Below are 11,114 nucleotides of genomic sequence, written 5' to 3'. Positions count from 1 at the left end.
ACCGCTCGGTGGTGCTCCGGGGTTCAACCGGACGTGCTCCGAGGCCACTTCGAGCGGATCCCAAGGGACCTGCGAGCGCGATGCACTCCCCTGGGGGCCGCGCACACCGTCGTGGACCGTGAAGGAGAGCACACATGACATCGCCGGACGCGAGCGCGGCCGCCGAGGGCCCACCGGCCACGACGCGGACCGGACCGCAGCAGCGACCCGCCGTCCCGAGGCGCGTCTGGCAGGTGACCACGGTGGTCGTCGTGGGCGCCTTCATGACACAGCTGGACGGGGCGCTGGTGAACGTCGGCCTCGCGACGGTGGCCGACGATCTGCACGCCTCGCTCCGCTCCGCCCAGTGGATCGTCAGCGGCTATCTCCTCGCGCTGGTCGCGGGGCTTCCGCTGTGCGGCTGGGCCGCGCGCCGGCTGGGGGCGGGGCGCCTGTGGATGTGGTCGCTCGCAGGTTTCACCGGGTCCTCGCTGCTGTGCGCCGTGGCCGACGATCTGCCGCAGCTCATCGTCTTCCGCATCCTGCAAGGGCTCAGCGGCGGCCTGCTCCTGCCGGCGGGGCAGACGGTCATCGCGCAGGCGGCCGGCCGCGGCCTGATGGGCCGGGTGATGAGCACGGCGGGGATGGCCCTGGTGCTCGGCCCCGCGGCGGGCCCGGTGCTCGGCGGCCTGCTGATCGCGCATGCGTCGTGGCCGTGGCTGTTCCTGGTGAACGTGCCGGTCGGCCTGGCGGGCTGGTGGTTCGGGCGGCGTCTCGTCCCGCCCGGCGAGCCCGCGGACGGGGCCGGCTTCGACGTTCCGGGGTTCGTCCTGGTCGCCCTGGGCCTGTCCGCGGCGACGTACGCGGTCAGTGTGCCGGGACAGTCCCGAGGGCTCACCCTCACCGGGTTCTACGGTCCGCTGCTCGTGGGCTGCGCCGCGCTGGCGGCCTTCGGCATGCTCAGCCGCCGCCGTACGGCGCCCGTGCTGAACACGGGCCTGTTCGCCAACAGTGCCTTCTCGGCCGCCGCCGCGGCGAGCTTCCTGGCCGGTGCGATCCAGTTCGGCGCGCTGGTCATCTGGCCGCTGTACTTCCAACTGGTCCGCGGCGACGGCGTGATCGGCACCGGGCTCGCGATGGTGGGCTTCGCGGTCGGCGCGGCGACCCTGCCGCTGTCCGGGCGCCTCACGGATCGCTTCGGCGGCGGCCCGGTGTCCCTCGCGGGCGGGCTGGTGACGGCCCTCGCCTTCGTCGCGGCGGCACTGCTGCCCTCCGACGCCCCGCTGCTCGCCCTGGAGGCATGCCTGCTGCTCCTCGGCATCGGCAACGCCCTGTCGGTGGTGCCCTCGTCGACCGCCGCGTACGTGACGGTGGCCCCGGCCCAGCTGCCCGACGCGGTCACCCTGATCAACATCTTCCTGCGCCTCGGTGGTGCCGTCGGCGCCGCGCTGCTGGTGTCCGTACTGAGCGGTGGAGACGGCGGTCCGGGCGCCGCCGCGAGCTACCGGACCGCGTTCTCCTGTCTCGTGCTGCTCTCAGTGCTCGCCGTCGCCGCCTCGGCCTGCATGGTGCTCGCCCTCCGCGGCGGGGCCGGGCGGCGGGGCGAGAGCGAGCAGTGACGCGACGAAGGCGGAGTGCCCCGGCACCGCCTTGAAGTACTCGCGGTCGACGGACTCCACCGCCTCGATGGCCTTCTGAGCGACCGTCACCCCTTCGCCGGTGACGTGCAGGCGCTTGATCCGGGTGTCCCGCGCGTCCTGCTCGCGCCGAATGAGGTCCTTGGCCTCCAGGGCGCGGGCCACTTGCGAGGCGGTCATGGCGTCCATGCCGGTGTGTTCGGCGAGTTCCCGCTGGCTGGGCGGCTGCCCGCCCCGTCCCAGCCACCATGTACTGGCGAGCACGACGAACTGCGGATGCGTGAGCCCCAGCGGGCGCAGCACCGCACCGACCGCGCGCTGCCAGCGGAGCGTGACACGCCAGAGCAGGAACCCCGGGTTGCCCCAGGGCCCCTGCCCTTCGGCACTCTCACTCATCCGCGTTGTCCTGCGACCTTGGCCAGGGCCTCCATGGCCTCGGGGAAGTCCTCGGTGATCTGCGGTCCGAGCTCGGGCCCCATCGCCTCCGCGGCCGGCCCCTCGATCTCCAACCGGTGCGTGATCCGTGTGCGCCCGCCCGGCAGCCCGGCGAGCCGGTGGATGAACCGCAGTGTGACGGCGTCCGGGATCACCGTCTCATCGGTGAACCCCTCCCCCGGTACGGCCTCGGTGAGGGTGAAGGGCAACGGGTCCTGTCCTTCGGGCGTCATCGTCCCCGCGGTGCCGGCCTCGAACGGTCCGTCCAGCGTCACCTGCACGATCCCCGTGTCCCACTCGGGCCAGGTCGCGACGTCCGCGTAGCGCGCCCAGACCTGCGACGGAGTCACATCGGCCTCGATGCTGTGCTCGAATTCCCACATGGCGATCGTCTCCCATTCCGTATGTGCACTTACTATAAGTGTGCATACTTTCTGGGGCGGGGGCAAGCGATGAAGCTCCTGAGGGAACGCCGGTGCCGCCTTCGCCGTTGCGGCAACCAAGACGACGCACGCAGCGCCGGTCCGCGCCGCGGCATCCACAGAGAGGTGCATTTTGATCACGCTGAAGGACGTTGTTCTCATCACCGCGGCGGACCCCGTCCCGGGGGCCGCCGTGCCGCTGTGCGGGGCGAACACGGGCCCGTCGGACCTGACGGGCGAGGCGCCGAGGGGCCAGGCCGTATGACTGACGCCTGCTTCGCGCACCCCCGGCTCGCCCCGATCTACGACCCGCTCGACCCCGATCGCAGCGATCTCGACGCCTACCTCGGGATCGCGGAGGAGTGCGAGGCGCGCCGGGTGCTCGACATCGGATGCGGCACGGGCGTCTTCGCGCTCCGCCTCGCGGACCGCGGGATCGAGGTCGTCGGGGTCGACCCCGCCGCGGCCTCCCTGGACGTGGCCCGCGACAAGCCGGGCGGCGACCGGGTGCGGTGGATCCACGGGGACGGCACGACCCTTCCGCCGCTCAGGGTCGACCTCGCGACCATGACGGCGAACGTCGCTCAGGCCATCGTCGACCCATCGACGTGGCAGGGCACCTTGCAGGGCGCCCACGAAGCACTGCGCCCCGGCGGGCACCTCGTCTTCGAGACCCGCGACCCGGCCCGCCGCGCCTGGGAGGAGTGGACCCGTGACCTCACCCACCAGGTGGCCGACATCCCCGGCGTCGGGTGGGTCGAGAAGTGGGAGCAACTGACCGAGGTGGACGGCCCGTTGGTGACCTTCGACTCGACCTACCGGTTCGCCTCGGACGGGCAGGTGCTGACCTCGCGATCGACGCTGCGCTTCCGGGAGCGCGAGGAGGTCGAGCGGGATCTGCTCGCGCACGGCTATGAGGTGACGGACGTCCGCGGGGCGCCCGACCGGCCGGGGAAGGAGTTCGTCTTCGTGGCGCGACGCCCGCTCTGATCCGGCCCTCCCCCGCAGGTCAGCTCGGCGGTGTGTACCGGCCGTCGACCGCCGTCCAGCCACCGTCCACGAAGAGTTGACTGCCCGTCACGAACGACGAGGCGTCGGAAGCCAAGTAGACGACCGCGCCCGCCAGTTCGTCGGGGCGGGACCAGCGGCCCAGCGCGCTCTTGTCGGCGTACGCGGCCGACCACTCCGGCACCGCCCGGATCTGCTCGGTCAGCGGGGTGGCCACGACACCCGGCGCGATGGTGTTCACCCGCACGCCCGACGGGCCCAGTTCGGCCGCCGCCGTGCGGGCGAGCTGGACGAGGCCCGCCTTGGTCGCCGCGTAGACACCCTGGCCCGGCTCGACCGTCACGGCGCGGATCGAGCTGAAGCCGACGATGCTGCCCCGGCCGCGCTCCGCCATGCCGCGCCCGAACGCCCGCACCAGGTCGAACGAGGCCCTCAGGTTGAGGGCGACGACCCGGTCGAACTCCTGCGACGTGTAGTCGAGGAGGCGCTTGCGCACGTTCGTCGCGGCGGTGAAGACGAGGACGTCGACCGGGCCGAGGTCGTCGGCCGCGCGCGTCACCGCGTCGGTGTCCAGGACGTCGAGCGCGTACGCCGACAGGCCGGGGGCCAGCGACGCCGTCTCCTCGGCCGCCTTCAGGTCGCGGTCCGCGCACACCACCTGCGCGCCGTGCGCGGCCAGCGCGAGCGCGCTCTCGCGGCCGATGCCGCCGCCCCCGCCCACCACGACCGCCTTGCGTCCGTCGAGGCGGAACAGGTCCGCGTACCCGGTGGGCCGCGTCGGTTCCTGGGTCGTCACGGTGTCACCTGTCCTTCTTCTTCATCGTCGGGCGGATCACTGCCATGCGGGTCACCGTCAGTTCGTCGATCGCGAACCTCGGCCCCTCGCGGCCCGCCCCCGAGTCCTTCACGCCGCCGTACGGCATGGTGTCGGAGCGGAAGCCGGGCACCTCGTTGACGACCACGCCGCCCGCCTCCAGGCGCTCCACGGCCTCGAACGCCGTGTCCAGCGAGGTGGTGCAGACGCTCGCGTGCAGCCCGTAGCGCGAGTCGTTGGCGAGCTCGAAGGCCGCCTCCATGTCCGGGACCGAGCGCAGGCACACCACCGGGCCGAAGATCTCCTCGCTCCACACGGGCAGCGCCGGGTCCGGGTCCAGGAGCAGCGCGGGCCCGATGACGCCGTCGGTGAGGTCGCCGCCCACGGCGAGCACGGCGCCCGACTTCACCGCCTCCTCGACCCACGTGCGGACGCGGCTCGTCGAGCGCTCGTCGATCAGGGCCGACACACGTGTCTCGGCGTCCCGCGGGTCGCCCGTCGCGATCTGCGGGACGCGTCGCTTCAGGAGCGCCACGAACTCCTCGCGCACCGCCTCCTCGACGACGACCCGCTGCACGCTGATGCAGGCCTGTCCGGACGCGTAGTAGCCGCCGCGCACGACGGCGTCCGCCGCGGCGTCGAGGTCGGCGTCGGCGGCCACCAACAGGGCCGCGTTGGAGCCGAGTTCGAGGAGGGTCTTGGTGGGGGCCGCGTCCTTGGCGATGCGGTGGCCGACGGCGGCGGAGCCGGTGAAGGAGACCGCGCCGATCCGCCGGTCCGTGGTGAGTGCCTCGCCCACCTCGGGTCCCCCGGTGACCAGTTGCACCGCCGCCCGCGGCGCCCCGGCCCCGTGCAGCGCCTCGCGCAGCAGGTGGACGAGCCACAGGGTGGCCAGGGGGGTCTGCGGTGCGGGCTTGGCGATGACCGGGCAGCCGGCGGCGACCGACGGCGCGAGCTTGTGCGCGGCGAGCAGCAGCGGGTAGTTGAACCCGGCGATGCCGACCACGACGCCGATCGGCTTGCGGGTCCAGAAGCCGAGCAGTCCCTCGCCCGAGGGCAGCAGGTCCAGCGGCACCGTCTCGCCGTGCAGCCGGGCCACCTCCTCGGCGGACGTGCGCAGCGTCAGCAGGGTGCGGTCCACTTCCACCCGGCAGTCGACCAGCGGTTTTCCCGTCTCCAGGACGAGGAGACGCTCGAAGTCGGCGCGGCGGGCGGCGATCGCGTCGTGCGTCACGTGCAGGGCCGAGCTGCGGACGTGCGAGGGCAGTGCGCCGACCCGGGTGCGGACGGCGACCGCCTCGTCGAGCGCGCGGCGGGCCAGCGCCGTGTCGCCGACGGGCGAGCGGCCGATGACCGACCCGTCGTAGGGGAAGCGCACGTCGTCGGTCGTCGGGGTCGGCAGCCATGTGTCGCCGACGGGCAGTCCTTCGGGGAACTCGGCCGTCAACAGGCTTGCCGCCACGGCCGGTTCAGGGTGTGCGTTCACGCGTGGTGCTCCTGGTTGAGGTCGGCCGCCGTCACTCCGGCCAGCGCCTTCTCCAGCGTCGGCACGGCGGCGATCAGCCTGCGGGTGTACGGGTGCCGCGGGTTGTCGTAGAGCTCCTCGGTCGGCCCGCTCTCGACGATCTCGCCCGCCCGCATGACGGCGACGTGGTCGCACACGTGCCGTACGACGGACAGGTCGTGGGAGACGAAGACGAGGGTGAGGTTCAGCTCGTCGACGAGGTCGGCGATGAGGTTGAGGACCTGGGCGCGCACGGACACGTCCAGGGCGCTGACCGGCTCGTCCGCCACGATGATGTTCGGGCGCGGGGCCAGGGCGCGGGCGATGGAGATGCGCTGGCGCTGGCCGCCGGAGAACTGGTGCGGGTAGCGCCGCGCGGCCTCCGCGCCGAGGCCGACGGATTCGAGGAGTTCCGCCACCCGCTGCTTGCGGTTGCCGATGCCCTGCGCGACGAGGGGCTCGGCCACGATGTCGCCCACCTTCAACCGTGGGTCGAGCGAGCTCATCGGGTCCTGGAAGACGAGCTGGAGGCGCTCGCGGACGAAGCGGAGCCGCCGTTCACTGAGCCGTGTGATGTCCCGTCCTTCGACCTCGACGGTGCCGCTCGTCGGCTTGTCGAGCCCGGCCAGGATGCGCAGCAGCGTCGACTTGCCGCAGCCCGACTCCCCCACGATGCCGAAGCGTCCGCCGTGCGGCACGGAGAAGCTGACGCCGCGCAGTGCGTGCACGGGCCGCGCGGGCGTGCGCAGCGAGGCGCGCGGCCGGTGGTAGTCGCGGGTGACGTCGGTGACGCGGAGGGCGTCGCCGCCGCTCTGCCGGTCAGCCATGGCGGGCCTCCTGGTGGTCGGGGGTGCCCGCGTCCCGTACGCCGCCGTGGCCCCGCGGTACGGGGTGGAAGCACGCGTAGCCGGAGTCGGGCCCTGTCGTGGTCCACGCGGGGCGGGTCGCGCACAGGTCGGTGGCCTTGGCGCACCGGTTGCGGAAGACGCATCCCTCGGGGAAGGCGCCGGCCGGCGGCACCGAGCCCCCGATGGTGGCGAGCCGGCCGCGTTCGTCGACGGCCGTCAGGTCGGATGCCGCGATCAGCCCCTGGGTGTAGCGGTGTCTCGGATTCGTGAACACCTCGCGCACGGAGCCGGATTCGACGATGCGGCCGCCGTACATCACCATGACGCGTTCGCAGGCGGTGGCGACCACCGCGAGGTCGTGCGTGATGAACAGGAGCGCCGAGCCCCGGTCCCGCACGCCGCGCACGATGAGGTCGAGGACGCGGGCCTGCACGGTGACGTCGAGCGCGGTGGTGGGTTCGTCGCAGACCAGCAGCGCGGGATCGTTGGCAAGGGCGATGGCGAGGACGACGCGCTGGCGCTGGCCGCCGGAGAACTGGTGCGGGTAGGCGCGCGCGGCGGCCGCCGGGTCCGGCAGGCCCACCTGGTCGAGGAGTTCCACGGCCGCGGCCTGCGCGGAGGCGCGGTCGGGCCGGGTGCGGTGGACGAGGAGCACCTCGGCGATCTGGCGGCCGATCCGCATCGTGGGGTTCAGGGCGGTCATGGGCTCCTGGAACACCATGGCCATGTCCTTGCCCCGGACACGGGACATCCGTGTCTCGTCCGCCGCGATCAGATCGTGGTCGACCCCGGCGAGCCGCACCGAGCCCGTGGCGCGCAGCCCTTCGGGGAGCAGGCCCATCAGGCTCAGCGAGGTGAGGGACTTGCCGGAGCCGGATTCGCCGATGAGGCCGACCCGTTCGCCGGGACGGATGGTGAAGTCGACGTCCTGGACGAGCGGCCGGCCGTCGCCGGTGGTCACGTCGAGCCCGCGGACTCTCAGTACGTCGTCGGTCTCGGGAGCGGCGGTCATCGCTGGTCCTCCACCTTGGGGTCGAAGCGGTCGCGCAGCCCGTCGCCGAGCAGGTTGAATCCGAGGACGGCCAGCGCGATGGCGAGGCCGGGGAAGACGGCGAGCCGGGGCGCGGTGCCGAGCAGTTCCTGGCTCTCCTGGAGCATCCGGCCCCAGGACGGGGTCGGCGGCGGGGTGCCGAAGCCGAGGAAGGACAGCGCGGCCTCGGCGAGCACCGCGATGGCGAAGCCGACCGAGGCCTGCACGATGATCAGGCTGGATACGTTCGGCAGGACGTGCCGCAGCGCGATGGCGAGCGGCCTGCGCCCGGCCGCGCGTGCGGCCATCACGTACTCCGTGCTCATCACCTGGAGGGTGCCGCCGCGGATCAGGCGGGCGAAGCCGGGGATGGAGGCGATGCCGATGGCGACCATGGCGACGCCCGTGCCCGCGCCGTAGACGGCGGCGAACATGATGGCGAGGAGCAGGGCGGGGAACGCGAGGATCAGGTCGTTGCCGCGCATGAGGAGTTCGCCCGACCAGCGCGAGCCCATTCCGGCGAGGATGCCGAGCGGGACCCCGATCACCGCGGCGACGCCGACCGCGACCAGGCCGACGTAGAGCGTCGTGCGCGAGCCGATCATGATCTGGCTGAAGACGTCGCGGCCGAACTTGTCGGTGCCGAACCAGTACGCGGCGGACGGGTCCTGCATGCGTACGGCGGGGTCCACGAGCGTCGGGTCGTGCGGGGTCCAGACGAAGGACAGCAGAGCCACGGCGACCACCAGCGCGACGACAACGCCGCCGACGAGGAGGGAGCCGGGCAGGGGCCTGCGGCGGCGACGTACCGTCGCGCCGGTGTCCACGGCGTTCGAAGCAGCCATCACCCACGCACCCTGAGTCGAGGATCGATCACGAGATAGGCCAGGTCGACGAGGAAGTTCACGAGCAGCACCGCCGCCGCGATGATCATGACGACGTCCTGCACCACGATGAGGTCCCGGCCGGCGACGCTGTCGAGCAGCAGGCTGCCGAGGCCGGGGACGACGAAGACCCGCTCGATGACGACGGCGCCGACCAGGAGCGTCGCCAGTTGCAGCGCGAGGACGGTGACGACCGGCACGGAGGCGTTGCGCAGCCCGTGTCGCACCAGTGCCTTCATCGGGCGCAGGCCCTTGGCGCGGGCTGTGCGCAGATAGTCCTCGCGCAGCACGTCGAGCACGGAGCTGCGGACGTAGCGGGTGAGGACGGCGGCCTGCACGAGGCCTAGGGAGAGCGCGGGCATCAGCAGCTGTTTGAGGAAGAGCACGGGATCGTCGGCCGGTGGTGTCCAGCCGTTCGCCGGGAGCCAGCCGAGCCCCACCGCGAACACGGTGATCATGAGGATGCCCGCGAGGAACGCCGGTACGGCGACGCCCACTTGGGAGAGCGCCGACAGGACGAGCCCGGACGGTTTGCGGTGCCGCACCGCCATCAACGTGCCCAGCGGGACGGCCACGAGGAGTGCGATCACCATGCCGGTGCCGACGAGCCACAGGGTGACCAGGAGGCGGTCGGCGAGCTGCGGCCCGATCGGGGTCTGCGAGATGTAGGAGTTGCCGAGGTCGAAGGTGACCAGGTCGTGCAGCCAGCTCAGGTACTGGTCGACGAGGGAGCGGTCGAGGCCGAACTGTGCGCGCAGTCGGGCGACCGCGGAGTCGGAGGCGCCGGTCCCGAGCGCGACGCGCGCGGGGTCACCCGGCAGCACCGCCATGAACGCGAACACCACGACGGAGCTGACGAACAGGCTCGCCAGCAGGATCGCGATCCGCTGCACCAGACGGACGATCATCGGTTCGGGCCGCCTTTCAGGACGCGTCGGTCCGGCCGGACCGGCTCAGGCCGGTGAGGTCCAGGGATTCGGTGACGCTGTTGACCGGCAGGCCCGTGATGTCCGCGTCCGCCACCATCAGGTTCGGCAGCAGGAACAGCCAGTCGGCGGCGGCGTCCTTCGACAGCGTCCGGGCGGCGGCGCGCATGGTGGCGGTCTGCTCCTTCTGGCTGCCGGTGTCCGCCTTCGCGAGGAGTTCGCGGAACGCGGGGTTGTCGTAGCGGGTGTAGTAGTTCTTGTCGCCGAACACGGCAGGCATGTCGCGGGGCTCGACGTGGGACATGATCGTCATGTCGTAGTCGGCGTTCTTGAACACCGTCGAGAGCCAGGCCGCGGGGAACTCCAGCTGGCTCAACTCGACCTTGAATCCGGCCTGTTCGAGCTGGCTCTTGACGACGGTGCCGCAGGCGGCGGCGTACGGCAGCGTGGGGATCCGCAGCCGTAGTGTGCGCCCGGCCTCGCCCGACTCCTTGAGGAGCCTGCGCGCCTTGTCCCGGTCGTACGGGTACAGGCCGGTGAGGTCCTGGTACCAGGGGTCGGTGGGCGGCACCATGCTGCCGATGAGCTTGCCGCGCCCGCCCCAGCAGGTGTCGACGAGGGCCTGGTGGTCGATGGCGTAGCGGGCGGCCTGCCGGGCCTTCCTGCTCTTCATGGGCCCCGACCCGTTGTTCATCGAGAGCATCACCTCGCCGTTGGTGGATCCCTCGATGACGCGGTACTTGGGGTTGTTCTCGAAGCGGTACAGGGAGTCCGGTGACTGCATCGCGCCGATGACGTCGATGGTGCCCGTGAGCAGCGCGTTGTTCATCGCCGTCGGGTCCTTGAAGTACTTGAGCGTGACCGTGTCGAAGTGCGGTGCGCGGCCCCAGTAGCCGGGGCGGCGGGCGAGGGTCAGGGAGTCGCCGCGATTCCACTTCTTCAGTTCGTACGGTCCGGTGCCGACGGGGTCGGTGGCCAGCCTGTCGACGCCGGTGCGGCTGAACATCGCGCCGGTGCGGGTGGTCATCCGGTACAGCCAGTCGTTGCTGGGCCGCTTCAGCGTGACCTTCAACTCGTCGCGCGAGACGGCCCGTACGCGGTCCACGACGCTCATCTGGGCCTTGAGGGCCACGGTCCACTTGGGGACGACGCGCTCGATGGAGAACTTGGCGTCCTCGGCGGTGAACGGCGCGCCGTTGCTGAACCTGGCGTCCTTGGTGAGGTGGAAGGTGTACGTCCTGCGGTCCTTCGACAGCTCCCACGAGCGCGCGAGCGCGGGCCGGACCTTTCCGTGCTGGTCGAGCTTCACCAGGTTCTCGTAGACGTTGTAGAGCAGCGCCTGCGGGATGGCGGCCTCGTCGGTCTTCGTGAAGTCGAGGTTGGCGGGCTCGGCGGTGACACCGATCGCGAGGGAGTCGCCGGGACCCTCGGGGCGCGATCCCGCGGCGGTGGAGCCGGCGGAGCAGGCCGTGGCCAGGAGCAGCAGACAGCAGGCCACCAGGGAGGCGGCCGTCCGGGCGGGACGCCCGGATCGTCGGTCCTTGCTCATGCACGACACCTTCCGCCGTAACTGGCCTGACCAGTAAGCTCACTTGACAGGTACCGTGACGACTGAGGCGGTACCTGT

11 protein-coding genes are annotated in these 11,114 nt (G+C 71.9%); 2 read left to right on the top strand and 9 right to left on the bottom strand.

Annotation, left to right across the window (positions count from 1 at the left end; genetic code table 11):
- The first annotated feature begins 134 nt into the window (after positions 1-134).
- Positions 135-1,598, top strand: a complete 1,464-nt coding sequence (locus ACNYS0_RS37005; RefSeq protein WP_422480233.1) for a DHA2 family efflux MFS transporter permease subunit — start codon at positions 135-137, stop codon at positions 1,596-1,598.
- Here the strand turns inward: ACNYS0_RS37005 and ACNYS0_RS37000 are convergent.
- Both ACNYS0_RS37000 and ACNYS0_RS36995 read right to left on the bottom strand, forming a co-directional pair.
- Positions 1,515-2,012 carry a MarR family winged helix-turn-helix transcriptional regulator gene (locus tag ACNYS0_RS37000; protein WP_422480231.1) on the bottom strand — a complete coding sequence of 166 codons (498 nt, stop codon included), beginning with the start codon at positions 2,010-2,012 and terminating at the stop codon, positions 1,515-1,517. The genes ACNYS0_RS37005 and ACNYS0_RS37000 overlap by 84 nt on opposite strands.
- The gene (locus tag ACNYS0_RS36995; RefSeq protein WP_422480229.1) at positions 2,009-2,434 is read right to left on the bottom strand and encodes an SRPBCC family protein; all 426 of its coding nucleotides are present in this window, start codon (positions 2,432-2,434) and stop codon (positions 2,009-2,011) included. The genes ACNYS0_RS37000 and ACNYS0_RS36995 overlap by 4 nt, the downstream gene beginning before the upstream one ends.
- Positions 2,435-2,734: 300 nt before the next feature.
- On the opposite strand from ACNYS0_RS36995, the gene ACNYS0_RS36990 reads away from it, so the two are divergent.
- Complete coding sequence (locus ACNYS0_RS36990) at positions 2,735-3,463, top strand: class I SAM-dependent methyltransferase (protein WP_422480227.1); 729 nt, start codon at positions 2,735-2,737, stop codon at positions 3,461-3,463.
- Between the two features lie 19 nt (positions 3,464-3,482).
- On the opposite strand, the gene ACNYS0_RS36985 is transcribed toward ACNYS0_RS36990, so the two are convergent.
- Genes ACNYS0_RS36985 through ACNYS0_RS36955 form a run of 7 tightly spaced genes read right to left on the bottom strand, consistent with a single transcriptional unit; the run spans position 3,483 to position 11,036 of the window.
- The gene (locus tag ACNYS0_RS36985) at positions 3,483-4,277 is read right to left on the bottom strand and encodes an SDR family NAD(P)-dependent oxidoreductase (protein ID WP_422480225.1); all 795 of its coding nucleotides are present in this window, start codon (positions 4,275-4,277) and stop codon (positions 3,483-3,485) included.
- Positions 4,278-4,281: 4 nt separating this feature from the next.
- Positions 4,282-5,781, bottom strand: a complete 1,500-nt coding sequence (locus ACNYS0_RS36980) for an aldehyde dehydrogenase family protein (RefSeq protein ID WP_422480223.1) — start codon at positions 5,779-5,781, stop codon at positions 4,282-4,284.
- Entirely contained in the window at positions 5,778-6,626 is an 849-nt protein-coding gene (locus ACNYS0_RS36975) for an ATP-binding cassette domain-containing protein (RefSeq protein ID WP_422480221.1), read from the bottom strand. Before ACNYS0_RS36975 ends, ACNYS0_RS36980 begins: the two co-directional genes overlap by 4 nt.
- The gene (locus ACNYS0_RS36970) at positions 6,619-7,659 is read right to left on the bottom strand and encodes an ABC transporter ATP-binding protein (protein ID WP_422480219.1); all 1,041 of its coding nucleotides are present in this window, start codon (positions 7,657-7,659) and stop codon (positions 6,619-6,621) included. Before ACNYS0_RS36970 ends, ACNYS0_RS36975 begins: the two co-directional genes overlap by 8 nt.
- Positions 7,656-8,522 (bottom strand): ABC transporter permease, encoded by an 867-nt coding sequence (locus ACNYS0_RS36965; protein WP_422480217.1) that lies wholly within the window; start codon positions 8,520-8,522, stop codon positions 7,656-7,658. Before ACNYS0_RS36965 ends, ACNYS0_RS36970 begins: the two co-directional genes overlap by 4 nt.
- Positions 8,522-9,469, bottom strand: coding sequence for an ABC transporter permease (locus tag ACNYS0_RS36960; protein ID WP_422480215.1), 948 nt, complete (start codon positions 9,467-9,469; stop codon positions 8,522-8,524). The genes ACNYS0_RS36965 and ACNYS0_RS36960 overlap by 1 nt, the downstream gene beginning before the upstream one ends.
- A gap of 16 nt (positions 9,470-9,485) precedes the next feature.
- Positions 9,486-11,036, bottom strand: coding sequence for an ABC transporter substrate-binding protein (locus ACNYS0_RS36955; protein WP_422480213.1), 1,551 nt, complete (start codon positions 11,034-11,036; stop codon positions 9,486-9,488).
- Between the last annotated feature and the right edge of the window lie 78 nt (positions 11,037-11,114).

Source organism: Streptomyces anthophorae (genome assembly GCF_049310305.1).
In the GTDB taxonomy this organism is placed as follows: Bacteria; Actinomycetota; Actinomycetes; order Streptomycetales; family Streptomycetaceae; genus Streptomyces.
Note: the sequence above shows the minus strand (reverse complement) of the source record. Positions and strands in the feature narration are given on the sequence as shown.

What these genes read in the sequence shown, in the direction of transcription:
- ACNYS0_RS37000 (WP_422480231.1), bottom strand. Translation starts at nt 2,012, where the DNA reads ATGAGTGAGAGTGCCGAAGGGCAGGGGCCCTGGGGCAACCCGGGGTTC.
- ACNYS0_RS36955 (WP_422480213.1), bottom strand. Translation starts at nt 11,036, where the DNA reads ATGAGCAAGGACCGACGATCCGGGCGTCCCGCCCGGACGGCCGCCTCC.
- ACNYS0_RS36975 (WP_422480221.1), bottom strand. Translation starts at nt 6,626, where the DNA reads ATGGCTGACCGGCAGAGCGGCGGCGACGCCCTCCGCGTCACCGACGTC.
- ACNYS0_RS36970 (WP_422480219.1), bottom strand. Translation starts at nt 7,659, where the DNA reads ATGACCGCCGCTCCCGAGACCGACGACGTACTGAGAGTCCGCGGGCTC.
- ACNYS0_RS36965 (WP_422480217.1), bottom strand. Translation starts at nt 8,522, where the DNA reads ATGGCTGCTTCGAACGCCGTGGACACCGGCGCGACGGTACGTCGCCGC.
- ACNYS0_RS36995 (WP_422480229.1), bottom strand. Translation starts at nt 2,434, where the DNA reads ATGTGGGAATTCGAGCACAGCATCGAGGCCGATGTGACTCCGTCGCAG.
- ACNYS0_RS37005 (WP_422480233.1), top strand. Translation starts at nt 135, where the DNA reads ATGACATCGCCGGACGCGAGCGCGGCCGCCGAGGGCCCACCGGCCACG.
- ACNYS0_RS36990 (WP_422480227.1), top strand. Translation starts at nt 2,735, where the DNA reads ATGACTGACGCCTGCTTCGCGCACCCCCGGCTCGCCCCGATCTACGAC.
- ACNYS0_RS36960 (WP_422480215.1), bottom strand. Translation starts at nt 9,469, where the DNA reads ATGATCGTCCGTCTGGTGCAGCGGATCGCGATCCTGCTGGCGAGCCTG.